Source organism: Paenibacillus aquistagni, from assembly GCF_900177815.1.
GTDB lineage: Bacteria > Bacillota > Bacilli > Paenibacillales > Paenibacillaceae > Paenibacillus_B > Paenibacillus_B aquistagni.
In genome coordinates, this window is the sequence record NZ_FXAZ01000001.1 from 756,502 (window position 1) to 779,299 (window position 22,798).

The following is a 22,798-nucleotide window of genomic DNA, read 5'->3' on the forward strand; positions in this document are numbered from 1 at the left end:
GTGATGACAACTCCATCTCAGCCGGTTGGCGGAAGCTTTGTCATTCAAGAGACGAATCCTGAACAGGTAATCACACCGGAGGATTTCACAGAAGAGCAGCGGATGTTCAAAGAGACAACGATGGCCTTCGTAGAAGGGGATGTGCTGCCTCAGGATGAGGCGATTGAGAAATTAGACTACGAGCTGACGGTTAAGCTCATGCGCGAGGCGGGAGAGCTCGGACTTCTTGCTGCAGATGTCCCAGAAGCTTATGGGGGGCTCGGCTTAGACAAAGTCAGCTCGACCATTATTAACGAGTCGCTCGCTAAAGCCTCTTCTTTTGCCCTGTCAATTGGAGCCCATGTCGGCATTGGAACGCTGCCGATCGTATTCTTCGGCACAGATGAGCAGAAGCAGCGCTATCTGCCTGATCTAGCTTCCGGCAAGCGCATTGCCGCCTACTGTCTCACGGAGCCAGCTTCGGGTTCGGATGCGCTTGGCGCGCGCACAACGGCAAAGCTGTCACCAGATGGCAAGAGCTATCTGCTGAACGGCTCGAAAATATATATCACAAATGCCGGGTTTGCAGATATCTTCATCGTCTATGCGAAGATTGACGGCAGTCAATTCACGGCTTTTATCGTGGAGCGGGAGACACCGGGGTTTAGCGTGGGACCTGAGGAGAAGAAGATGGGCATAAAAGGCTCATCCACCTGTCCGTTATTCTTCGACCAAGCTCAGGTGCCGATTGAGAATGTCCTCGGTGAAATCGGAAAGGGTCATTTAATTGCATTTAATATTCTCAACATTGGACGCTTCAAGCTTGGTGCAGGCTGTCTTGGTGCTGCGAAGGAGACGATTCAGCTTGCTGGCGAGTATGCGAACATTCGCAAGCAATTTAATAAGCCTATCAGTGAGTTTCCTCTAATACGAGAGAAGCTTGCTGACATGAATATTCAGACTTATGTGCTAGAAAGCATGGTTTATCGCACTGCAGGACTCATTGACGACAAGCTCAAGCAGTTGGAGCATCAAACAGAGCAGAGCGGGAACCAGGCTGCGAAAGCTATTGCGGAATATGCTTTGGAGTGCTCCATCAATAAAGTGTTTGCAAGCGAGGCGCTTCATCATATCGCAGACGAAGCCGTCCAGATTCATGGCGGGTACGGTTATACGCAAGAGTACAAGGTAGAGCGTATTTACCGCGATGCCAGAATTAACCGCATATTCGAAGGAACGAATGAGATCAACCGATTATTGATTCCGGGCACGCTGCTTAAAAAAGCAATGAAGGGAGAACTACCGCTTATTGAACGATTAGAGGCGCTGCAGCAGGAATTGACTGGCACTCTTGAGGTGCCGGAGCCTTCTCATGCTTCACTTGCCGAGCAGCAGGGTTATTTAACCCAGTTAAAGACGATCTTTCTCTTTGTTGGAGGCACGGCTGTTCAGAAGTTCGGTACGCGAATCGAGTCCGAACAAGAGGTGTTGTCGCATTTGGCGAATCTCATGATCGCGATATATGCGGGAGAGAGCGCGCTGTTACGCACAGCGAAGCTGATTACACGCTATGGCGAGGAGCGTGCAGCCTACGCTTCCTCTATGAGTCTTATCTTCCTTCGGTACAACTTGCAAGAAGCGGAGTCAATCGCGAAGGAGCTTCTCGCTTATACGGCAGCAGGCGATGTTCTGCGCACGCAGCTGTCTTTGTTGAAGAAGCTGGTGAAGGTGCACCCGCTGTCTCTTACCCCATTAAAAAGAGTAATTGCAGAGCATGTGGTTCGTCAGGAACGTTACGTCGTTGTTCCGAATGCATGAGCCTTCATGAAGCTCTTGCAGGCACCATCAGGTATTACTTCACATCAAACACATAACCGCTTGCACCATGGCCGCTGGTCATGGTGGGAAGGAGTGAATCGACATGTACGGAGATCAGCCATGGCTCAATCACTATCCGTCTGAAGTCGCCCCTTCAATCGATTACCCCAAGCATAATTTAGGATACCTGCTCGTTGATGCAGCGAGCAGGTATCCAAAGCAGCTGGCTATAGAGTTCATGGGCACACGAATGACCTATGAGCAGCTCTTGCAAGCCTCTTATCGAATTGCAGATGGACTCCGAGGGCTTGGACTACGCCGTGGAGATCGCGTCGCGCTCATGCTGCCCAATTGTCCGCAAATGATTATTGCTTACTTCGGCGTACTCTTGTATGGAGGGATTGTCGTCATGACGAATCCCTTATACAAGGAGGGAGAGCTTGCGAATCAGCTGCGAGATTCAGAAGCGAGCATCATCATTACACTTGATATCATCTATCCGCGAGTCGAGCAGGTTAAAAAGCTGACCTCCCTTCAGCACGTCGTGGTTACCTCAATCGCAGATTACCTTCCATTTCCCAAAAATGCGGCCTATAAGCTAAAAACCAAATCAGAGGGACTCAATCAGCATGTGCCGAACGTGCCTTCAGTCCATCGTTTTAAGCAGCTTCTTGCAAGATCGCAGCCACATACGGTGTGCTTGGAGGTCAATGCGGAAGAAGACATTGCGCTGCTTCAATATACAGGAGGAACGACAGGAATTGCCAAGGGGGTAATGCTCACTCACTATAACTTGCTCGCGAATACGATTCAATCCTCGCATTGGTTCTATCGTTCTCGCCGCGGTGAGGAGATCTTTCTGGCGGCTCTGCCATGCTTTCACGTATTTGGTCTTACCGTTCTGCTTAATCAAGCGGTGTATATTGGCGGAACGCTGGTGCTGCATCCACGATTTGATTCGCTGCAGGTGCTAAAAAGCATTCAGAAGCATAAAGCTACCATTTTCCCAGGCGCTCCGACCATGTATATTGCGATTAACCATAATCCGAAGGCAAAACAGTACGATATCACCTCTATTCAAGCATGTGTCAGCGGCTCGGCTTCTCTTCCGCTGGAAGTGCAAGAAACATTTGAAGCTCTAACAGGAGGGAGGCTGATCGAAGGCTATGGCTTGACGGAAGCCTCTCCGGTCACGCATGCGAACAATCTATGGGGATATCGCAAGCTTGGTTCGATTGGCATTCCGTTCCCGGATACTTTGGCGGCCATTGTGGATAGTGATACAGGCGAACATCTGCCCATAGGCGAGATTGGAGAGCTGATCGTAAAGGGACCTCAGGTGATGAAGGGATATTGGAATCGTCCGCAGGATACGGAAGCCGTATTGAAGGATGGCTGGCTCTATACAGGCGATATGGGCAAGATGGATGAAGAAGGCTTTTTCTATATTGTCGATCGGAAAAAGGATTTGATAAACGCGAGCGGCTTCAAGGTCTATCCGCGTGAGGTAGAAGAGATCCTGTTCATGCATCCAGATGTAAAGGAGGCCGTCGTGCTTGGCGTACCGGACCCTTATCGCGGTGAAACCGTAAAAGCGTTTGTTGTCCGCAAGGAAGGCGCGGCAGTGAGTGAAGAGGAGCTTATTGCCTTCTGCCGTGCTAAGCTGTCCTCCTTTAAGATTCCTCGCATTGTAGAGTTCCGCACAGAACTGCCGAAGACCATTATCGGCAAGGTGCTGCGCCGCAAGCTTGCTGAAGAGGAACAGAGCAGGCAGGCGGATAGGCAGCCTTAAGCTGATGATTCCTTAAACGGTACTTGATTGGGAGGGCTGGATTCGGGTAATGTAGATCTATAATAAAAATGCCGTGACCGGCCGCTTGTCTTATTGGTCGGTCACCCGTTATCCAATACGCTTGCTTGCACGAAGGAGGGCTTCTTGATGTCATTTTCCGATGAAGAGCTTCAAGAGATGGCCGTAAAAGAAGAAACTACATTCTGGGGCTATCTAGGCTGTGAACTTGTCGAGCTCACGGACGAACAAGCAGAAATCCGACTCGTTATAAAAGACCACCATTTGAACGGTATTGGCATTGTGCACGGAGGAGTGATCTCTTCCCTGCTTGATAATGCCATGGGCATCATCTCCGCTGCAGCGAGAAAGGGAGTGCCGCTCGTTACAAGCAATATGAATGTTCATTTTGTTGCGCCTCTAACAGGACCTATTGCAATTGCTATAGGCAGGGTCATGCATGCTTCGAATAAGACATTGACTTGCTACGCTGAAGTGCGCAATGAGGAAGGGCAAGCATGTGCGCTTGCTACAGGCACTTTTCGAGTATTGCGAAAGTAATTTATGGGATTAAATACACAGACACACAGTGATCGTGACAATCAAGTTATTTCATATCAAATAGATGAGGAGATGAGCATGATGAAGGCACTTATCGTAATAGATTACACCGTAGATTTTGTTGATGGCAAGCTGCCATGTGGTGAACCTGCGATTGCGATTGAGAATCGTATTGCGAGCTTAGTCGATGCGTTCGTACAGGAAAGCAGCGAGGTGGTGATGGCTGTTGATGTCCATGAGGAGAATGATCCTTATCATCCGGAGACAAAGATGTTCCCGCCGCATAATATTCGCGGCACTTCTGGCCGCAATCTGTACGGCAGCGTGATGGACATCTACAAGAAGCACAAACCATCCATCTATTGGATGGACAAAACAAGATATAGCTCCTTTTGCGGAACAGATCTAGACCTTCGCCTTCGGGCACGAGGTATTCGCGAGGTTCATCTGGCTGGTGTATGCACCGATATTTGTGTACTGCATACCGCAATTGAAGCCTATAATCTGGGGTATGATGTCGTTGTTCATGAAGACGCCGTCGCTACCTTTAATGGACAGGCTCATGACTTTGCGTTAGCTCATATGAAACATACACTTGGCGCAGTCATGATGTACGATGGACAGATAAAGGAATAGGCTTGGATAAGCTCTATTACAGCTGTGATTCGGGGACGACAGGCTTGGCGATGCCGACAAACTTAACAACCTTAACTATCGGCATTGAACACAAGCAATGCATGCTGTACAACTAGGCAATACCATTTTAACGGATATGATGGAAATTATTATGCTTACTTAGCAGGGACAACAGGAAAGAAGGTACTTTCACAAATGAACAGCTCAATGGCACTGCATACGGATAAATATCAGATTAATATGATGTACGCGCATTGGAAGCAGGGAACACACAATCAAAATACGGTATTTGAAGCGTTTTTCCGCAAGATGCCGTTTGGCAACGGATATGCAGTGTTTGCAGGTCTGGAACGAATTGTTGAATATATGGAGAAGCTGCACTTCTCAGACGAGGATATCGACTATTTGCGGGAGCAAGAAGAGCAGTACGATGAAGGCTTTCTTGAGGAGCTTCGCCGCTTTCAGTTCTCTGGACAGATGGATGCAGTGAAGGAGGGGACGCTTGTTTTTGCAAACGAGCCCCTCATTCGTGTGGAAGGAAGAGTGTTTGAGACGCAGCTGCTAGAGACTGCGATCCTTAACTTTATGAACTTTCAGACGTTGATTGCAACGAAGGCTTCCCGTATTAAACAAGTGGCTAAAGATGATATTCTGATGGAGTTTGGAACAAGAAGGGCGCAAGAGGCAGATGCCGCTTTATGGGGGGCGCGTGCTGCCTATATAGCAGGCTTCCATGCGACTTCTAATATGCTTGCTGGTCGAAGATTCGGCATTCCAACAAAAGGAACGCATGCGCATGCTTGGGTGCAGAGCTTTGCAAGCGAACTCGACGCTTTTGAACGATTCGCAGAAGTGCTGCCCGATCAAGTTACACTGCTTGTCGATACGTATGACACGCTTCATAGCGGTATTCCAAACGCGATTACGGTAGCACATGAGCTCAAGAGCAAAGGCAAGCGCTTGTCAGCAATCCGATTGGACAGCGGTGACTTGGCATATTTGTCCATTGAAGCGAGAAAGATGCTTGATGAAGCTGGACTTCACGATGTACAGATCGTCGCGTCGAATGATTTGGATGAGAACACGATTGCCGATCTTAAGATGCAAGGCGCGAAGGTAACGAGCTGGGGGGTTGGAACGCAGCTGATCACCGCTTCGGATCAGCCATCCCTTGGTGGCGTGTACAAGCTCGTGGAGCGCGAGATCGAAGGCCGGATGGAGCCGACGATCAAGATCTCGGCGAACCCGGAGAAGGTCACTTATCCTGGCAAGAAGGATGTCTATCGTATTATCCATCCGAAGAAGAAGCGAGCAATTGCCGATTACATCAGCTTGTCTTCAGAGGATGATGTGGAACATAAGCGGCGCATCAAATTGTTCGATCCGCTTCATCCTTACATGCACAAATATGTGGATCATTATCTTGCTGAGCGGCTGTTAGAGCCGATCTATCGCGCAGGTGAGCTTGTATATGATCGACCAGCACTCGAAGAAATACGCAATTATCATCAGGAACAGCTCTCGATGTTCTGGCCGGAATATTTGCGCAAGCGCAATCCAGAACCGTATCATGTGGATTATAGTACGAAGGCGTGGGAGCTAAAGCGTGACTTGATCGAAGAGCATGTAGAGCAGAAGAGCAAATGGAGAGCCATGTGGCAGGATTCTGATGATTCCCACGAATCATAAGGTCGACAGAAGGTATAGATTGACGCTAGAGGAAGCGGATGGTTATGATTGTATGTAGAGACTGGAATGATAGCGTTTAAACATTTGAACATTCTCTGATTAGGGAGAGGAGCGTTACACATGAACTCATCCAAGCATGACCAACATTCAACCGAGCGTAGAAGCAATGTATTTACTTCTCCTCACGGCTTTACAGCAGGTATCGAAGGACCTGCATGTGATGCACAAGGCAATCTGTATGCTGTAAATTATGAGCGGGAGGGCACGATTGGCCGGGTTACACCTGAAGGAGAATGCTCGGTCTTTCTTGAGCTGCCTGAAGGAAGCATTGCGAATGGCATTCGGTTTATGCAGGATGGCAGTATGCTGATGGCCGATTATACAGGCCATAACATCCTAAAGGCAGATCTAGAGACGCGTGAAATAACGGTTCATGCCCATGAAGCGGGTATGAATCAGCCGAATGATATTTGCATCATGGCGAACGATATTGTGTTTGCAAGCGATCCGAATTGGAGCAATGATACAGGGCAAATCTGGAGAATCACGCCAGATGGATCGATTACGCTGCTGGAGAAGGATATGGGGACGACCAACGGGATTGAGGTCAGTCCGACCGAAGATGTGTTGTATGTCAACGAGTCTGTGCAGCGCACAATCTGGGCTTATGACCTTGACCGAGATGGCCAGATCAGCAATAAGCGGCTCTTTAAGCAATTTGAGGACTTTGGCATGGACGGCATGAGATGCGATGTGGACGGCAATCTTTATGTTACACGCTTTGGCAAAGGTACGATTGTGGTTCTCTCACCGCAAGGCGAAATGCTTGAAGAGATCCTGCTTACAGGAAAAAACTGCACGAATCTTACCTTTGGCGGTCCTGACGGATGCACCGTATATGTCACAATTGCAGATCAAGGGAATGTAGAAATGTTTGAAGCGAAGCGTCCTGGGCGCTGCCGCGCATTGCTGAGCAAGTAAGCGATGGTTCCATGTTGAAGAAGCCTCAGACCTTGAAGACAAGGGGACTGAGGCTTCTTTGTCATGAATTATTTCTCGGGAAAGCGCAGCATTCGCCAAAACGAAACATCCATTAAGAGTTTTATGTTGATCCACCGCGATTCTTGACGAGTCAAGAAAATCTAGGCTGCTTGTGAGCTAGTGTGCATATGCACTTAGTTAGGGAAGATTTTGGCGATTGCAGCCTTCAATACACTTGCAGAATGTTCAAGCTGCTGCTGTTCCTCAGGCGATAGATCAAGCTCAATAATATCCTTGACGCCATCGCGGTTAATGACAGCCGGAACCCCGATATAGAGGTCATCCAAGCCGTATTCTCCTTCAAGAAGGACAGATACGGATACGATGCTGTTCTCGTTGCGAAGCACGGCCCGTGTCAATCGAGCTAGTCCCATGGCTATGCCATAGTAAGTAGCGCCTTTGCGCTCAATGATGTGATAGGCTGCATCTCGAACACTGACAAAGATGTCTTGCAGTTCTTCCTTGGAGGGCCCGTTGTGGCGTTCGATGTAATCGTTTAATGGCATACTGGCAATGTTGACATGGCTCCACACGGGAAGTTCAGTATCGCCATGCTCACCCATAATGTATGCGTGAATGCTTCTTGGATCGACTTGGAGCCTGGATCCAAGCTCGAAGCGAAGTCTTGCACTGTCAAGCAGTGTTCCTGAACCGATAACGCGGCTAGCAGGCAAGCCGGAGTATTTCCAAGTTGCATATGTAAGGACATCAACAGGGTTCGTCGCAACAATAAAGATGCCGTCGAAGCCTGATTGCATAACAGAATCCACGATCTTCTTAAAGATCGCCGCATTCTTGCTGATGAGATCCATGCGTGTCTCACCAGGTGCTTGATTGGCTCCTGCTGTGATTACAACGATGTCCGCATCTTTGCAATCCGAATAATCTCCGGCCCATATTCTCATATTACTTGCAAAAGGTATGCCGTGATTCAAATCAATGGCATCGCCTTCTGCTTTTTTCTGATTAAGGTCAATAATAACAAGTTCTGAAGCGATCCCTTGATTGAGCATGGCAAAGGCATAGCTGGCTCCGACAAATCCTGAGCCGATCAAGGCGACGCGCGACACTTTCGCATTTGGTGTCATAAGGAAGTGACCCCTTTCAACATAGATGGAATTTAATCATCTTAATTTTAACCTAAATAAGAGAAAATATAAATCGCATCTTGAATAGGGAGGGGGGGTATGATAGAATGAATACAGAAGGAGGGCATCCGTGATGAGTGATTCGAAGCAACATGATTCCATGACAGAACAGCATGCTTGTTCAGACGACGAGCATTGCTGCGGTGCTCATTCTGAGCGCAAGAGCCATCATTCAGAAGAGATGAAGAAGAAGCTCGTGCATCGCTTGAATCGAATTGAAGGTCAGGTTCGGGGCGTAAAGTCGATGATTGAGCGCGATACGTACTGTGATGATGTTCTGCATCAGATCGCGTCGATTCAGTCAGCTCTGAATGCAGTCGGCCGACTGCTCTTAGAAGGCCACATGAAGAGCTGTGTCATCGAGCGCATTCAGAGTGGGGAAGAAGAGGTATTGGACGAGCTCTTGATTACCATGAACAAGCTAATGAAGTAACGGGTAAGTTTGCGGATAATGTTAACACATTAATTATTCATAGGATATGAACTCAGGAGGTTACAGATATGGTAACAGTAACTTGGAAGGTAGAAGGCATGAGCTGTGGTCACTGCAAGCAGTCCGTTGAGAAAGCAGTGGATGAATTGGGAGTCAAGGGTGAAGTATCCCTTGAAAATAAGACCGTTACCTTGACATATGATGAGAGCAAAGTAACGACAGAGGCCATTAAAGAAGCGATAGAAGATCAAGGGTATGACGTAGCAGCTGAATAATGGTGAAATCAGAAAAATTCCTACTGGCAGGGATCAATCCCAAACCGTTTAGGAATTTTTTTTGTTTCAAATTATAGGTGGAGAGGGTATCTATTCATTACCTATGATACCCATTCATAAATTTTCGTGAAAATGAATGGTTTCTGTCCCTTGGCAGGATGTCAATTGAGATCAGAACATGATATGATCCTAATAGTGGATGTTCATCATGATGATATCCAGCAAGAGAAATGGTGACATTGATATTAAGGGGGATGAACACATGATACTACGAGTGACACCAGAAGCGGTTCAACGATTTCAAAAGGAGTGGGGCTTTGCCTCAGGGGACACTGTTCGAATCTTCGTTCGCTACAGCGGTTTTAGCGAGTCAGGTCCATACTCCTTTGGAATAATGAAGGATACCCCTAGATATCCGGCAGTATTGGTTGAGATTGAGGGCATTTCATTCTTTATGGAGCAAAATGACACTTGGTTCGTGGAGGAAGAGGCGCTTACGATTGCTGAAGCAAATGAAGAAATCGTATTTCGCCGTCATGCTTCTTCATCCGAATTGGATGCAGAGGCTTAATAACTCCTAAGCATCGAAATGATGGCGCTCAATGCTTATTTGAACTGCATGATTTCGAATGTTTTCGATAGATAGTGTGTATATCTCACAGTCGTTTACGGACATTTTGGTCTTCTTATGGGAGGCTAAGATGTCCGTTTTTACATGTTGGGCATCCAGACTGCGGTCTTAAGACACGCAATGAGTGTAAAACGATTAAAGCTCTGCGACACATGGTTCTAGCAGCAAAGCAGGTGCGCAGCAAGGTGGTGGAACCCAATGAGACAGCTAGTTTGTAAGAAGTTTGTCAATATGAGGTGAAACAATAGCGCTGTAGCGTGCGTACAGTGTAATAGATCATGAACCGGAGACCATACCTTATGAACGGGTGTGTTCATCCTATAAGTTAACAGTGATTGACACAGATAACACCTTCTAATACCAATGTGTGAATGTTCCCACTACTGCTAGAAAATATGATATAATGTAATTGTAAGCGATACCATTCTTGATAACGCTGGGTCGCTTGTTTTTCAAAGAAGGGAGATGTTTATTATGAAATGGCTAAAGAAATGGTTTGCTCGCAATAAAACGTCTCACCCGAAACATGACAAGCAGATCGTCGTCACGATCGATGAGGTTCGCAAAGCAATCAATGCGTGGGAGCACGATATGCCCGATCAGATAAAACGCACCCAACTGCTAAGAGAGGATCAAAGCGTTGATTTGGCTCGACTGACGCGATATTTAGGTGGGACAAGCGACCAACGCTTCTATATGTCGAGATTTACTTATCAGCTTTTTGAAGAAACAGACAAGGACATTCCTTACTATATCGACATGGTGCAAGCGGCAGTCGACGATTATATGGATGAGCATCCGAAGCTGCCTGTTATCGAAGGTTCAAGAAATCGCCAGATCCATTATGACCAGTTGATTGCGGGCCATTACTTGAAGGAGAAGCCGTCTATTCCTTTGTTCCTGACGACAGATGAGTTTTTGCTTACGCATGAGCCAGAATGGCATGTCCGTAAGTTACAATAATGGCAATCAAAGAAAAGTGCATGTTCGCTGTACATGCACTTTTTTCGTGTTTAATCGAATATGTAACTGAAAGTTAAGCGTAGCCGAGAAGATTCTTATTCTGAGCAAGCATCAAAAAGGCGGTCGCTTATGGCATTTTCTACAGACGGGATAATAGGTATCATTGCCGCCAATCTGAATCTGCTCTCCGGAATATATTGGCCGCCCTGCCTCATCGATTCTCAAATTCATGGTCGCTTTGCGCTCACAGAACCAGCAGATCGTCTTCATTTCCTCTATTTTGTCTGCATAGAGCAGCATGTATTTGCTTCCTTCAAACCATTCATTTTGAAAATCATTTTTAAGTCCAAAGCCCATAACTGGAATATGTAACTCATCTACAATATCGGTCAACTGCTGAATCTGCTCTTTATGCAGGAATTGCACCTCATCAATGAGCACACAGGAAATCTTCTGGGTCTGTGTACGGTGCTCCACAGTATGAAAGATGTTTGTGTCCGGATGAATGGAAATAGCCTTTGCACGAAGACCAATTCGAGAAGACACGTAACCCACTTCATCACGATTGTCCAGGGCAGAGGTGAAGATCAGCACCGATTTGTTCTGCTCCTCATAATTGTGTGCCACTTTCAAGATCTCAATAGACTTGCCACTATTCATGGCTCCATATCTAAAATAAAGTTGTGCCATCCCGTTAACCACTCCTGAATCTAATGTAAACCGAATCTACAAGAACATAATCATACCATATCCCAATGCGAAAAGCTGTATGAATCAACTACCAAAATCAAAGGATACTAGTAGCATATGATGAAATGGAGAGTGGATCATGTTGGATTGGCAGCTGCTTACACAGGTTATCCCCAAGTGGCTGGAGGTAAGCCGCAAGGAGGCTTCATTCGGCAAGGTTGCGACCTATATACCCGGACTTGCTGCAGCACCGCAGCATACGCTTGGGATAAGCGTGATTGGCATTACTGGAGAGGAAATTCATGCTGGAGATTGTGGATTTATGTTTACCCTGCAGAGCATCTCCAAGGTATTCTCGCTCCTCCTAGCTCTTATTGACGCAGGGGAGAACCGTGTATTTGAGAAGGTGGGGATGGAGCCAACGGGCGATGATTTCAACTCTATTCTGAAGCTGGAGCTTGTAGACCCTGGCAAGCCGTTTAATCCTTTTATTAATGCTGGCGCCATCATGATGGCCTCATTGATTGGAGGGAATACGCCAGAGGAAAAGAGCAACCGTCTGCTCAGATTCACAAGAAGGCTAGCAGGTGATGAGTCGCTCACATGGAATGAATCGGTATACGAGTCTGAGCGAAAGACAGCTCATCGCAATCGATCCCTCGCTTACTTTTTGAAGGATAATGGAGTGCTGCTTGATGACGTAGAGGATACGCTAGAGGTATACTTTCGTCAATGCGCCATAGAAGTGAATGCCAAGCAGCTCGCTCGGATGGGCATGATTCTCGTAAACGATGGCAAGCATCCGACAACCGGGGAGCAGCTTATCCCCCGAAGATATATTCAGATCACGAAGACTTTTATGGTCACTTGCGGCATGTACAATGGCTCTGGCGAATTCGCTATTCAAGTTGGGCTGCCTGCTAAGAGTGGAGTGTCTGGCGGCATTCTAGCGCTGATTCCGGGTCAAGCCGGGTTAAGTGTTATTGGTCCTTCTCTTGAAACGAAAGGAAACAGTATTGCAGGACTTCATTTGTTAAAAACACTTTCCCATAACCTGCAGTTGAGCATGTTTTGAAGCAGGTTCTCATGAGTTCAGTGTCACCATAGACAAGGCTCCGTGCATAGGCTGTCTAGAAGAACGGAACGATAAGGGGCTCCTCTGAATGAAACGTAGGCACAAGCAGACACGCGGTGCGAAGCTGCCGGATCGATCGGTTAAGGTGAGGAATGCTGATCTTAGACCAGATGTCTATCCGTCCGTTCAGCCGGATACCTTTGCAGCATCTGCCAGCACATCGCTTGTGCTGGTCGAGCAGGCAGCGAAATTCTTGCGGCACGTTAGAGATTATAAGCCTTATGCCGCGCAGTTGATGGATGCCGCCCAGCGCGGCAATCAGTCCGAGGTCGAGCGGCTGATCCTGACTCAAGTGGATCAGGTGAAGGTGGATACAACGTATACACCTGATGCGATTAAGGTGACCTTTCATCGGAGTCGGAATGATCTTCAATGCTGCAAGCTTGATATCATCCTGCAATGGAACCCATGAAAGTCAGTTAGTCGGAACCATATTGTTCAGCAAGCACAAGGATAAACATGCTTGCTGTTCTCATTTCTCCTTTAATGGGACATGCCTGCAACAACCGTTGAGCTGCTTTCCATATGAAGGTTGTGCATTCTTTCCTTTTGATAGTAACATATGGGTGAGATCGCTAATTTATCTTCATTAAGATGACAGCATGGGGGGAGTACATGATTCATATCGGTTTAGCCGGCTGGGGGGACCATGATGATCTATACGCAGAAGGTACTCGATCAAAGGATAAGCTGTCCCGCTATGCCGCACATTTTCAGGTTGTAGAATGCGACAGCACATTCTATGCGATACCTTCGCAATCCGTGGTCGAGCGATGGATCGAGACGGTGCCAGAACCGTTTGGGTATGTGGTGAAGGCCTATCAGGGCATGACTGGGCATCGAACCTATAAGCCTTATTATGAGAGTGGGAAGGAAATGTATCAGGCGTTTGTTGAGATGGTAGCGCCTATTCAGGCAGCGGGAAAACTGAGCGCAGTGCTGATGCAGGTTCCGCCTTGGTTTGATTGCACACGCACTCATGTGGACATTTTGAGAAGAGCTAGAGAATGGCTGCAAGATTTGCCGGTTGCGCTTGAATTCAGACATCAGAGCTGGTTCCGGGATGAAATGCGAGAGAAGACATTGGAATTCATGAGAGAAGAGCAGTGGATCCATAGCGTATGTGATGAGCCGCAAGTATCCGAGGGCTCTATTCCGATCGTGTTGGAAAGCACAGATGAACAAATGACAATCGTCCGATTCCATGGACGCAATGCATCTGGATGGGTTAAGCAGGAGGACAAGGATTGGCGTGAGGTACGATATCTGTATCAATATTCGGAGGCAGAACTAAGCGAGTGGGTGGATCATGTCATTTGGCTTGAGCAGCATTCTAAGCAGGTCGTCGTTATTTTCAACAACAATTCAGGCGGTCATGCTGCTCGGAACGCAAAGCAGTTTATGGAGCTGCTAGGGCAGCATACAGCGCCGTTGGCTCCACGGCAGATCAGTCTATTTGATTAGGGCAGGAAGATTGTATAGGACAGCTAGGGCCATCTGAGGCAGGCAAATAGATGAGAAACACCTAGCTGTCAGGTGTGGATGGTTGTGATCATGTTGGCGGTCCTTTCTGTAGAATGTTAGGCGGCAATGATGGTTTGGCAGACCGTATACAGCTTTTTGCAGCGCTCTTCACATTCAAATGCGTAGGGCTCATCGATCTGGGCACACAGCTTGGCGCATGATGAGGCTACTTCGGCACAGAGACTGCTTGCTTCGACCGCATAATGGCTTTGGCGGGTCATTAAGGACAAAGTAAGCATGCACGTATCTACGCAATCTCTAAATTGATTCAAGATCGGGATTCTTTTATACAGATCTTCTTGCTGCAAGGTTTGGCTGATGCAGACGTTGCAGGCTTCAATAACTTCGTTGCAGGCGTCTATCACAGCACGATATGGATTTTGAGTAATCATTATTCTAGCTCCTATCCGGCATTGGTATCTCTAATCTGAGATGATGGGATCACAAATGATCTTAAACATCATTAACATCATTTGCATGATCTTGAAACACCAACAGGCATGCATAGAGCAGGAAGCAGATCTTCTAAAGCTTACATAAGCAGGCTGATGACCTGTTGAACTGCGGATGCCAGACGGCGCAGGAATATGATGGGTCGCAAAAAGAGATGCCCTTGGCAGCCAGAATGACAGCCCAGAGCATCCCGCTTGAATTATGGATTACGACGTCTTCGGATGGAGGTCTTCACAATTCCCCAAAGAGTGGTTATCGTAAGAACCAAGCTGACAGCGATGCCGATGAATGTGACAACCAGCGCTAAATACTCGAAGACGGAATAATGCTCCGCTCGTTTCCAATGAATAGGGTATTTCAAGTCATCGATGACCTGATTCATGCCATAGATGCCGCTGATCACGGTGAAGATCGTCAGAATCCGCAGCATATAATCCGACCGCTTGCTGGTCGTGTTCGATTGATAGTCATACAAGGCGGACAAGGTTTGCTTTACATCCTTCAGCAGCTCATCATTGCCGTGCATTCGCCTTAGCAGTTGAAAGACATCCTGCAACTGGGACTCGGATACCATCTCACGATAATAGAAGCGGGAAGAGAATAAGGTAATGCCTCGGATCAACTCCTCTACGCGGTCCCGATTGCTGTCCAGCTGCAGCCTGCCATAATGATTGGACAGCTTAAGCAGCACAATCTTGTGGAACAAATTAAGCAGGAAGATGTAATAGTATCGTCCATACATCTCATTGGCAAGCGTAATCGTTCGTCCATGCGATGCATTTGTCATGCAGCTCAACACATGCTCGTCTGCGACATAATAGGTATTAGGCGCCCATCGCTCGTATATTCTGCGTTTGACAAACTCGGCAATATATTCGGGGCTGCTCGACCCGATATAGGCTTCATTTTGAGCATTGAAGCCGTGCAGGCGTACAGCGCGGAACAGATCGGCATTCGTGATCGTCTCATCGGCAGGGAGCCCATACAAGCTAATCGTAAACATGCGTTCATTGATAAAAAAAGGCAGCCGCTCAAAGGATGTGTCTTCTTTGTCTTCATCATCCAGCCAATGCAGGAGATCAGGCAGCAGCTCTTCATTGAAAAAGGACAAGATCTCATCATATATGGCGTTCTTGCTTTTGATATAGCTGAGTTCATCCTTCGGTTCAAGGTTCTCAAGCGCTCGGAATCGTCTTGCGAACTCCAGCGACTCGCTAAATGTACAAGGCCGGGTCAGCGCTGTACGTATGGTAAACATGCCGATCTCATAGGGACATAGCACAATATCGACGGAATGAATATGAAAGGGAAGAATGCTATTTGGCGTCAGCATCTCGTAGTCTTCATTTACAATTTTGGAATAACGCTGAAAGCTAAGTGCGTCCTGCGTATTTGAGGGAAAGAGAAATTGATTCGTAAACGGCAAAAACAAATGTTCCAGTTCACGGTGTGAGATCTGATGCTTTTCTCCATAGAACGCATTTTCAAGCTTTGTATTTCGAATATCGAACGGGACAAATCCCCGCTGTTCGAGGTCGGCGCGCATTTCTTTGTATGCGGACTTGCGTATGGAAAACGGAAAGATAAACTGATGGATGACGGTATTCGCATCCTTTTCCTTTAATGTGATTGGTGACATAACCATCTCATCTCCATTTAATTGTACATTTGATTAGCTTAGCCATATCTATCATGAACTATTTCAATATTTATGACTATAGTCCAATCGTTCAGCATCGTTTCAGGATAGCATCTAATGGCCATCGGCTTGAGAATCAGCTTTCAACTGTTGAGATGTCCATAAACAAAGACTTATGGTTCATATTAAGCTTTCTGGCACCTTTTCGAAACAACAACGGAATATGGGGTTGGAATCTTCGATTATAAGGAGATGTTCTCATGACTTTGGGAAGCCTCAGCGTTACTCTAGGTTAGTGATGTTTACGGCTATTATTAAACTAGAAGCTAGAGGTGCACAGATGAAGCTGACGATCCATAAGGAGTCCTTACAAGAAGGCAAGCAATTTATCATCGACCACATGATCCAGTTTAATCAAGGACATTTTCCAGTAGAGTTAAGATCAAATTATGAAGCGATTACACTGCTGATTAAGGATGAATGGGGGCGCTGCTGTGGAGGGCTCATAGGGGAAATATGCTGGAACTGGCTGCAGGTGGACTATATTTATGTAGCAGATGAGATTAGGCATACAGGCTATGGCACGAAGCTATTGCAGACAGCAGAGCGGATGGCGAAGGATAAGGAGTGTGCGTTTGCGAAGCTCGATACGCTGAGCTTTCAAGCATTGGAATTCTATTTGAAGCAAGGCTACGAATGCTTTGGACAGCTGGAGAATGCAGGCGGGTATACGCATTATTATTTGAAAAAGGATCTATAGCAGGTTGAGATGGACTTCGGTGATCGTTTTTTTTATACTGAATATATAAAATTTACCATTCGGTTGGGAGAGGATTGCCGCGATGTCGACTCTTCAGCGTGAGTCCCAAGAAAAACAAATGGTGATAAAGAAGAATCTGTCCATGAGGACAAGCGTTTTCTTTTTTATTGTATTTCTTGTATTTACAGTACTTATTGTCCGTCTTGCTATTTTGCAGTTTGTTGAGGGTGAATCCTTGCGAGAAAAAGCTCAAGGCATAGGCCAGAATCCAACATATATCGCCTCCATCAGAGGGTCAATCTATGATGCAAGCAACAATCGAATTGCGTATTCCGTACCCACGCAATCGCTGTACTTTCGCATTGAGAAGCAATATGCGGAGGAGGAAGTCGTAGAGCTCGCGACACGCCTTAAGGAAGTATTGGACACTTATGGGGACAAAGAAGCCCAGCCAGTATCCGTAGAAGAGCTGGTTCGCAAGCTGGACATTGAGGGGAAACGAACGTATGGCTTCCTGCCTCGCCAGATCAAGATTGATCTTTCTCAGCAGGAGATTGCTTACTTTCTTGAGAACAAACAAGCATTTCCGGGCTTTGAGGTGCTTGAGGAGGGCATAAGACAATACGATCCTTCCCTGATTGCGCCACAGCTAGTAGGCTATCTAGGAAGGTACAGCGGCCTAAATATGGAGCGGTACCCTTATTATCAGCAGCTTCTTGAGACAGAGGAGACTGCAAAAACGTATCTGGATACGGAGTATGTAGGCGTTGCAGGACTTGAGTATATGTATGAGAGCGAACTGAAGGGTTCTAATGGCCAGAAGACCTTTATCGTGGACAGCTTAGGCCGCGTAGTTGGAGCGGGAGATTATGTGAAGCCGATCAAGGGGAACAATCTTCATCTCACCATCCATCCTGAGATCCAAAAGCGTACACAAAAGAAGATTGAGGAGCATCTTGTTAAAATAAGGAAATCCTCGCAGCGATATGAGCGGGCCCCTAACGCAATAACAGGCTATGCGGTCGCGATGGAAGTGAAGACAGGAAATGTGATTGCCATGGCCAATGTTCCGCAGTATGACCCTAATATTTGGCGCAATGGGATAACCGAAGAAGAGCTGAAGGCATTAGGCTCGAATATGAACAATGGAACCATTACAGAAGTATTTCAAGACTACGGGAGCAAGAAGGAAAATAACCGCCATCCTTCTTCCTTTGTCTATCTTGGCTCTACAATCAAGCCGCTAACCGTGCTCATTGGCCTTCAAGAGAAGCTGATTACACCGGATACATCTTATCAGGATATCGGCTATGCGATGATTGGCCGTAAAGGCAGTGAGCAGCGAATCGGGAACTCGGACTCTCATGCATACGGTCGCATGGACCCGGCTACCGCAATCGCTAAGTCCTCTAATGCTTTTATGATCGATAAGATCGGCAATCCTCTATATATGAAATATGGAAAGGAAAAGGGGCTTGAGGTTTGGGACCGCTATATGAAAGCGTTTGGCCTTGGAACAACAACTGGCAGCGGCTTGCCGCGAGAGTCTCGAGGGATTCTTGATTACATGCAGGAGGGGCAGACCGGACAGGCTGCCTTGGCGTATGCTTCCTTTGGACAGCAGGGCAAGTATTCTACGCTGCAGCTGGCGCAATATACGGCCACGTTAGCCAATCACGGCAAACGGCTCAAACCGCAATTTGTGACGCACATTACAGACGCTGACGGTCGAACGGTCAAGACGATAAAGCCAGAAGTGGTGAGCGAGATCGAATTTGACGAGCGTTACTGGAAAGAGATTGAAGCTGGCATGAAGCGGGTGAATATGCACGGCTTTGAGGATGTCAGCTATGAAGTGGTGCGGAAGACCGGAACGTCTCAGCAATGGGTGGCAGGAGGCATTGTGGAGAATGCGGTCTTCATCGCGTATGCACCTGCCAAGGACCCGAAGCTTGCCGTGGCTGTGGTGGTGCCGGAGGGCGGATTTGGCGCTTATGGTGCAGCTCCAATCGCAAGAGAGATCTTTGACAGCTATTTTGAGTTGTATGGCTTCTAGGCGATATGGACAAAGTTAAGGACCGCAGCTGCTGCGGTCCTTTTTGAGTATCGTAAAAAGGGTGAGTGAGAATGGATTGAGGCAGGGGAGGGGGGCCTAGCGTTTCTTGTTCTTCTTGTGCTTGCGATTGCGGCGCATTCCTTTGCTGACGACGCCTTCTTGCGGCTCGTTGGGGAATTGCACACCTGTTTCATTCTGCTGGCCTTCACGCACTACACAAACAGGCTTATAGATCGGAATCTTGTGCACGCGTCTTACGACTTCGATTGGTTGTATGACAGGAATACATTCGTACTCGCAAATATCTTCATAGACGACAATGGGTTCTCTCTCGATCGGACTAACTTGATTCCGATTGCACTTGCTATGCGCCATGACAACATCTCCTTTACCGTGATGATGCCATCATATGTTGAAATGCTCTAGACGGGTTGTTTACTCGCCCTGTTCTTGCAAAAACATCAAAAATGGGTTGCTGACAGCATAAAGAAGCCCGAGGACCATATGGTTCTCGGGCTTGCGTCATGAATGATTCTCTCATCAACTGCAAGAGAGGGTCATCTTCATTAAGGTGTCAAGATGCAATCATGAATTGCAAGCGCAGTTCAGCACTGGCTTCCGGGCGGCTTGTGTTTCATTCAAGCGGCGCACTTGTGTATGATAGGGAGCATTAAGGAGCAGATCGGGCTGTTCCTTAGCCTCCTGAGCGATCTGGATCAAGGTGTCAATGAATGCATCCAGTGTTTCCTTGCTCTCCGTCTCTGTAGGCTCAATCATCATGCACTCCTCTACATTAAGCGGGAAGTAGATGGTAGGCGGATGGAAGCCAAAGTCGAGCAGACGCTTCGCTACATCAAGCGTGCGCACACCGTACTGCTTCAGCGGACTTCCAGAAATGACGAATTCGTGCTTGCATACACGCTCGAATGGAAGTTCGAAATAAGGTGCAAGGCGGTGCATCATATAATTGGCATTGAGCACGGCGCACTCCGATACGGTTTTTAATCCTTCTGGGCCATACGTGCGGATATAGGTGTACGCTCGAACCAAGATGCCAAAGTTGCCGTAGAACGCTTTGACACGCCCAATCGAATCTGGACGGTGATAATCAAAGGCGAATGTTCCGTCGCTTTTCTTAATGACGATCGGCTTCGGAAGATAAGGCACAAGCTTCTCCTTCACACCGACAGGCCCTGCACCTGGACCACCGCCGCCATGAGGCGTGCTCATTGTCTTGTGAAGGTTCAAGTGCACGACGTCAAAGCCCATATCTCCAGGTCTTGCAATCCCCATAATGGCGTTGGAGTTGGCTCCATCATAGTACAGGAGGCCCCCAGCCTCATGAACAATATCGGCAATCTCCAGGATATGTTCTTCGAACAAGCCGAGCGTGCTTGGGTTAGTCAGCATCAGAGCAGCAGTATCAGGGCCAACCGCTGCACGAAGCGCGTCCAGATCCACGAGTCCGTCTTCATTGGACTTGATTGTGACAGTGTCTAGCCCTGCGGCCGTAGCACTTGCGGGATTCGTGCCATGGGAAGAATCCGGAACGATAACCTTCGTGCGTGTTTCTCCGCGTGCTTCATGATAAGCGCGAATCATCATAAGCCCAGTCCACTCTCCATGGGCGCCGGCTGCAGGCTGCAAGGTAACCTGATCCATGCCCGTTAAGGCGGCGAGGTCATTTTGCAAGATGTACATCATCTCAAGCGCACCTTGAATGCTCGATTCAGGCTGGTAGGGATGGATCTTTGCGAATCCAGCAAAGCGAGCGGTGTCCTCATTGATCTTCGGGTTATACTTCATCGTACAAGAGCCTAGCGGATAAAAGCCGTTGTCGATGCCAAAGTTGCGGCGTGAGAGCTCAGTGTAATGGCGGATCACATCCACTTCGTATACTTCCGGCAGCTGTGCAGGTTCGCTGCGCAAATAAGAGGATGGGATTAGGCTATCCAGCTGCTCCTCAGGAACATCGCACTCAGGCAATGAATACGCGACGCGCCCCTCACGGCTCATTTCGAAGATGAGCTTCTTATCAGGAGCTTGATGCGAGCTGGCCTGCTTCATCGCTTCTGCTTGTGTAACCACTGCATCTGTACCGTTTGATTGTGTCATGCAAGAACCTCCTCCAGCAGAGCTGCAAACTCGTCGATTTCTTCCTTCGTGCGGCGCTCGGTAACCGCAATAAGCATATGGTGCTTCAGCTCATCATAATGAAGTCCCAGATCATATCCACCGATAATGCCTCTTGCAATAAGCTTCTCATTAATAGCTTCAACGGACACATGCGGCGGCAGCTTCAAGACAAACTCATTAAAGAAAGGGGCTGAGAACGCAAGCTCTAGGCCTTGTGCCTCATGCAAGCGCTTCGAAGCGTAATGTGACTTCTGAATATTTAGACCCGCTACCTCGCGAAGTCCTTCCTTGCCCATCGTCGATAAGTAGACGGACGCGCACAGTGCGAGCAGGGCTTGGTTGGAGCAAATATTGGATGTAGCTTTTTCACGTCGGATATGCTGTTCACGAGCTTGCAGTGTTAGCACAAAGCCGCGCTTGCCATCAATATCCACCGTCTGGCCCACAATCCGTCCAGGAATTTTGCGCATCAACGATTCGGTTACCGCAAAGAATCCGCAGGTAGGTCCGCCAAGAGCAGCATGAATTCCGAATGGCTGCGCATCCCCGACTACAACATCGGCGCCAAGCTTGCCAGGAGATTCAAGCAAGCCAAGCGATATAGGATTGGTGCTCATAACGAGCAGGCCTTTGTGCTGATGTATGATCGGCTCGATTGCGCGAACATCTTCAATGCAGCCTAAGAAGTTAGGAGACTGGATCACAACCGCGGCAGTATCCGCGCTAACAGCAGCCTCAAGCTTCGCAAGGTCGGTGACTCCATTTTGCATGTCGATCTCAACGATTTCTAGGCCGAGCCCGCGTGCTGTAGTATGCACGATCTCACGAGCTTCAGGGTGAACCGTCTTGGAGATGATAATCTGCTTGCGCTTGGTATGCTGAGCTGCAAGCGAGCTAGCCTCGCCGAGAGCGGTTGCTCCGTCATACATACTAGCATTGGCAACAGCCATTCCTGTTATTTCACAAATATAGGATTGGAATTCAAAGATCGCCTGAAGTTCGCCTTGGCTGATCTCAGGCTGATAAGGCGTATACGCTGTATAGAATTCAGAACGAGAGATCACGTGATTGATCACGACTGGAACGTGATGATCATAGATCCCAGCTCCAAGGAAGCTGGTGTAGCGATCAAAATCAGCATTTTGATCGGAAAGGCTGCGCATATGCTTCAAAAGCTTGGCTTCATTCAGCGCTTCAGACATTGGAAGCGTGCCTTGATAGCGGACAGATTCAGGAATGTCGTGGAACAGTTCATCGACAGATGAGATGCCTATGACATCGAGCATTTCCGCTTGATCTTGTTCTGTCATCGGGATATAACGATGCTTCTGCTTCATAAGATTGAACTCCTTCTCAGGTCGTAATATCGAGATCCTTGCAGTCCATTCATCGCTTAAGGGGCAATTGGCCGCCATCAGCATGCACAGCTGAGCCGAGCAATA

General features: G+C 47.7%; 23 protein-coding genes. 16 read left to right on the plus strand and 7 right to left on the minus strand.

Annotated elements, in window-relative coordinates:
* Window positions 1-3: 3 nt before the first annotated feature.
* The 6 genes from B9Y93_RS03490 to B9Y93_RS03515 all read left to right on the plus strand — a co-directional run bounded on the left by B9Y93_RS03490 (window position 4) and on the right by B9Y93_RS03515 (window position 7,453).
* Window positions 4-1,797 carry an acyl-CoA dehydrogenase family protein gene (locus B9Y93_RS03490; protein ID WP_085492950.1) on the plus strand — a complete coding sequence of 598 codons (1,794 nt, stop codon included), beginning with the start codon at window positions 4-6 and terminating at the stop codon, window positions 1,795-1,797.
* A gap of 103 nt (window positions 1,798-1,900) precedes the next feature.
* A complete protein-coding gene (locus B9Y93_RS03495; RefSeq protein WP_085492951.1) occupies window positions 1,901-3,589 on the plus strand; it encodes a long-chain-fatty-acid--CoA ligase in 1,689 nt (562 codons plus the stop codon).
* A 147-nt stretch (window positions 3,590-3,736) separates the two neighbouring features.
* Entirely contained in the window at window positions 3,737-4,147 is a 411-nt protein-coding gene (locus B9Y93_RS03500) for a PaaI family thioesterase (protein WP_085492952.1), read from the plus strand.
* 81 nt (window positions 4,148-4,228) lie between these two features.
* On the plus strand, window positions 4,229-4,783 hold the full coding sequence (locus B9Y93_RS03505; protein ID WP_085492953.1) for a cysteine hydrolase family protein: 555 nt from the start codon (window positions 4,229-4,231) through the stop codon (window positions 4,781-4,783).
* A gap of 195 nt (window positions 4,784-4,978) precedes the next feature.
* On the plus strand, window positions 4,979-6,472 hold the full coding sequence (locus B9Y93_RS03510) for a nicotinate phosphoribosyltransferase (protein ID WP_085492954.1): 1,494 nt from the start codon (window positions 4,979-4,981) through the stop codon (window positions 6,470-6,472).
* A gap of 120 nt (window positions 6,473-6,592) precedes the next feature.
* Entirely contained in the window at window positions 6,593-7,453 is an 861-nt protein-coding gene (locus B9Y93_RS03515) for an SMP-30/gluconolactonase/LRE family protein (RefSeq protein WP_085492955.1), read from the plus strand.
* 194 nt (window positions 7,454-7,647) lie between these two features.
* Here B9Y93_RS03515 and B9Y93_RS03520 read toward each other — a convergent pair whose 3' ends face one another.
* Entirely contained in the window at window positions 7,648-8,601 is a 954-nt protein-coding gene (locus B9Y93_RS03520; protein ID WP_085492956.1) for an L-lactate dehydrogenase, read from the minus strand.
* 160 nt (window positions 8,602-8,761) lie between these two features.
* Here B9Y93_RS03520 and B9Y93_RS03525 point away from each other — a divergent pair, with 160 nt between their 5' ends.
* The 5 genes from B9Y93_RS03525 to B9Y93_RS03540 all read left to right on the plus strand — a co-directional run bounded on the left by B9Y93_RS03525 (window position 8,762) and on the right by B9Y93_RS03540 (window position 10,963).
* A complete protein-coding gene (locus B9Y93_RS03525) occupies window positions 8,762-9,094 on the plus strand; it encodes a metal-sensitive transcriptional regulator (RefSeq protein ID WP_170936431.1) in 333 nt (110 codons plus the stop codon).
* Between the two features lie 68 nt (window positions 9,095-9,162).
* Entirely contained in the window at window positions 9,163-9,369 is a 207-nt protein-coding gene (locus B9Y93_RS03530; protein ID WP_085492958.1) for a copper ion binding protein, read from the plus strand.
* 262 nt (window positions 9,370-9,631) lie between these two features.
* Complete coding sequence (locus tag B9Y93_RS03535; protein WP_085493944.1) at window positions 9,632-9,940, plus strand: HesB/YadR/YfhF family protein; 309 nt, start codon at window positions 9,632-9,634, stop codon at window positions 9,938-9,940.
* A 74-nt stretch (window positions 9,941-10,014) separates the two neighbouring features.
* Window positions 10,015-10,218, plus strand: coding sequence for a hypothetical protein (locus B9Y93_RS24325; RefSeq protein WP_244903272.1), 204 nt, complete (start codon window positions 10,015-10,017; stop codon window positions 10,216-10,218).
* A gap of 256 nt (window positions 10,219-10,474) precedes the next feature.
* Window positions 10,475-10,963, plus strand: coding sequence for a DUF3939 domain-containing protein (locus tag B9Y93_RS03540; RefSeq protein ID WP_085492959.1), 489 nt, complete (start codon window positions 10,475-10,477; stop codon window positions 10,961-10,963).
* 111 nt (window positions 10,964-11,074) lie between these two features.
* Here B9Y93_RS03540 and B9Y93_RS03545 read toward each other — a convergent pair whose 3' ends face one another.
* Window positions 11,075-11,653, minus strand: coding sequence for a thymidine kinase (locus B9Y93_RS03545; RefSeq protein WP_085492960.1), 579 nt, complete (start codon window positions 11,651-11,653; stop codon window positions 11,075-11,077).
* A gap of 139 nt (window positions 11,654-11,792) precedes the next feature.
* Here B9Y93_RS03545 and glsA point away from each other — a divergent pair, with 139 nt between their 5' ends.
* From glsA to B9Y93_RS03560, 3 genes are all read left to right on the plus strand, one after another.
* On the plus strand, window positions 11,793-12,728 hold the full coding sequence (glsA, locus tag B9Y93_RS03550) for a glutaminase A (RefSeq protein ID WP_085492961.1): 936 nt from the start codon (window positions 11,793-11,795) through the stop codon (window positions 12,726-12,728).
* A gap of 88 nt (window positions 12,729-12,816) precedes the next feature.
* Window positions 12,817-13,200 (plus strand): YuzC family spore coat inner layer protein, encoded by a 384-nt coding sequence (locus B9Y93_RS03555; RefSeq protein ID WP_085492962.1) that lies wholly within the window; start codon window positions 12,817-12,819, stop codon window positions 13,198-13,200.
* Window positions 13,201-13,403: 203 nt separating this feature from the next.
* Window positions 13,404-14,252, plus strand: coding sequence for a DUF72 domain-containing protein (locus B9Y93_RS03560; protein ID WP_085492963.1), 849 nt, complete (start codon window positions 13,404-13,406; stop codon window positions 14,250-14,252).
* A 116-nt stretch (window positions 14,253-14,368) separates the two neighbouring features.
* Here B9Y93_RS03560 and B9Y93_RS03565 read toward each other — a convergent pair whose 3' ends face one another.
* Together B9Y93_RS03565 and B9Y93_RS03570 are read right to left on the minus strand one after the other, a co-directional pair.
* Window positions 14,369-14,704 carry a four-helix bundle copper-binding protein gene (locus tag B9Y93_RS03565; protein WP_085492964.1) on the minus strand — a complete coding sequence of 112 codons (336 nt, stop codon included), beginning with the start codon at window positions 14,702-14,704 and terminating at the stop codon, window positions 14,369-14,371.
* A gap of 260 nt (window positions 14,705-14,964) precedes the next feature.
* On the minus strand, window positions 14,965-16,404 hold the full coding sequence (locus tag B9Y93_RS03570) for a magnesium transporter CorA family protein (protein ID WP_085492965.1): 1,440 nt from the start codon (window positions 16,402-16,404) through the stop codon (window positions 14,965-14,967).
* A 340-nt stretch (window positions 16,405-16,744) separates the two neighbouring features.
* Between B9Y93_RS03570 and B9Y93_RS03575 the strand changes: the two genes are divergently transcribed.
* Both B9Y93_RS03575 and B9Y93_RS03580 read left to right on the plus strand, forming a co-directional pair.
* Entirely contained in the window at window positions 16,745-17,164 is a 420-nt protein-coding gene (locus B9Y93_RS03575) for a GNAT family N-acetyltransferase (RefSeq protein WP_085492966.1), read from the plus strand.
* A 142-nt stretch (window positions 17,165-17,306) separates the two neighbouring features.
* A complete protein-coding gene (locus B9Y93_RS03580) occupies window positions 17,307-19,220 on the plus strand; it encodes a peptidoglycan D,D-transpeptidase FtsI family protein (protein WP_244903273.1) in 1,914 nt (637 codons plus the stop codon).
* 96 nt (window positions 19,221-19,316) lie between these two features.
* Here B9Y93_RS03580 and B9Y93_RS03585 read toward each other — a convergent pair whose 3' ends face one another.
* From B9Y93_RS03585 to gcvPA, 3 genes are all read right to left on the minus strand, one after another.
* The gene (locus B9Y93_RS03585; protein ID WP_085492968.1) at window positions 19,317-19,595 is read right to left on the minus strand and encodes a hypothetical protein; all 279 of its coding nucleotides are present in this window, start codon (window positions 19,593-19,595) and stop codon (window positions 19,317-19,319) included.
* A gap of 210 nt (window positions 19,596-19,805) precedes the next feature.
* Complete coding sequence (gcvPB, locus tag B9Y93_RS03590; RefSeq protein ID WP_085493945.1) at window positions 19,806-21,287, minus strand: aminomethyl-transferring glycine dehydrogenase subunit GcvPB; 1,482 nt, start codon at window positions 21,285-21,287, stop codon at window positions 19,806-19,808.
* A 44-nt stretch (window positions 21,288-21,331) separates the two neighbouring features.
* Window positions 21,332-22,693: an aminomethyl-transferring glycine dehydrogenase subunit GcvPA gene (gene gcvPA / locus B9Y93_RS03595; protein WP_085492969.1), complete on the minus strand. Its 1,362-nt coding sequence runs from the start codon at window positions 22,691-22,693 to the stop codon at window positions 21,332-21,334.
* Between the last annotated feature and the right edge of the window lie 105 nt (window positions 22,694-22,798).

Excerpts from the sequence above, each read along its gene's own strand:
- gcvPA (WP_085492969.1), bottom strand. The coding sequence starts at position 22,693 with ATGAAGCAGAAGCATCGTTATATCCCGATGACAGAACAAGATCAAGCG.
- B9Y93_RS03540 (WP_085492959.1), top strand. The coding sequence starts at position 10,475 with ATGAAATGGCTAAAGAAATGGTTTGCTCGCAATAAAACGTCTCACCCG.
- B9Y93_RS03535 (WP_085493944.1), top strand. The coding sequence starts at position 9,632 with ATGATACTACGAGTGACACCAGAAGCGGTTCAACGATTTCAAAAGGAG.
- B9Y93_RS03555 (WP_085492962.1), top strand. The coding sequence starts at position 12,817 with ATGAAACGTAGGCACAAGCAGACACGCGGTGCGAAGCTGCCGGATCGA.
- gcvPB (WP_085493945.1), bottom strand. The coding sequence starts at position 21,287 with ATGAAGCAGGCCAGCTCGCATCAAGCTCCTGATAAGAAGCTCATCTTC.
- B9Y93_RS03565 (WP_085492964.1), bottom strand. The coding sequence starts at position 14,704 with ATGATTACTCAAAATCCATATCGTGCTGTGATAGACGCCTGCAACGAA.
- B9Y93_RS03525 (WP_170936431.1), top strand. The coding sequence starts at position 8,762 with ATGACAGAACAGCATGCTTGTTCAGACGACGAGCATTGCTGCGGTGCT.
- B9Y93_RS03575 (WP_085492966.1), top strand. The coding sequence starts at position 16,745 with ATGAAGCTGACGATCCATAAGGAGTCCTTACAAGAAGGCAAGCAATTT.
- B9Y93_RS03490 (WP_085492950.1), top strand. The coding sequence starts at position 4 with ATGACAACTCCATCTCAGCCGGTTGGCGGAAGCTTTGTCATTCAAGAG.
- B9Y93_RS03585 (WP_085492968.1), bottom strand. The coding sequence starts at position 19,595 with ATGGCGCATAGCAAGTGCAATCGGAATCAAGTTAGTCCGATCGAGAGA.
- B9Y93_RS03520 (WP_085492956.1), bottom strand. The coding sequence starts at position 8,601 with ATGACACCAAATGCGAAAGTGTCGCGCGTCGCCTTGATCGGCTCAGGA.
- B9Y93_RS03530 (WP_085492958.1), top strand. The coding sequence starts at position 9,163 with ATGGTAACAGTAACTTGGAAGGTAGAAGGCATGAGCTGTGGTCACTGC.
- glsA (WP_085492961.1), top strand. The coding sequence starts at position 11,793 with ATGTTGGATTGGCAGCTGCTTACACAGGTTATCCCCAAGTGGCTGGAG.
- B9Y93_RS03500 (WP_085492952.1), top strand. The coding sequence starts at position 3,737 with ATGTCATTTTCCGATGAAGAGCTTCAAGAGATGGCCGTAAAAGAAGAA.
- B9Y93_RS03570 (WP_085492965.1), bottom strand. The coding sequence starts at position 16,404 with ATGTCACCAATCACATTAAAGGAAAAGGATGCGAATACCGTCATCCAT.
- B9Y93_RS03505 (WP_085492953.1), top strand. The coding sequence starts at position 4,229 with ATGAAGGCACTTATCGTAATAGATTACACCGTAGATTTTGTTGATGGC.
- B9Y93_RS03545 (WP_085492960.1), bottom strand. The coding sequence starts at position 11,653 with ATGGCACAACTTTATTTTAGATATGGAGCCATGAATAGTGGCAAGTCT.
- B9Y93_RS03560 (WP_085492963.1), top strand. The coding sequence starts at position 13,404 with ATGATTCATATCGGTTTAGCCGGCTGGGGGGACCATGATGATCTATAC.
- B9Y93_RS03510 (WP_085492954.1), top strand. The coding sequence starts at position 4,979 with ATGAACAGCTCAATGGCACTGCATACGGATAAATATCAGATTAATATG.
- B9Y93_RS03515 (WP_085492955.1), top strand. The coding sequence starts at position 6,593 with ATGAACTCATCCAAGCATGACCAACATTCAACCGAGCGTAGAAGCAAT.
- B9Y93_RS03580 (WP_244903273.1), top strand. The coding sequence starts at position 17,307 with ATGAGGACAAGCGTTTTCTTTTTTATTGTATTTCTTGTATTTACAGTA.
- B9Y93_RS03495 (WP_085492951.1), top strand. The coding sequence starts at position 1,901 with ATGTACGGAGATCAGCCATGGCTCAATCACTATCCGTCTGAAGTCGCC.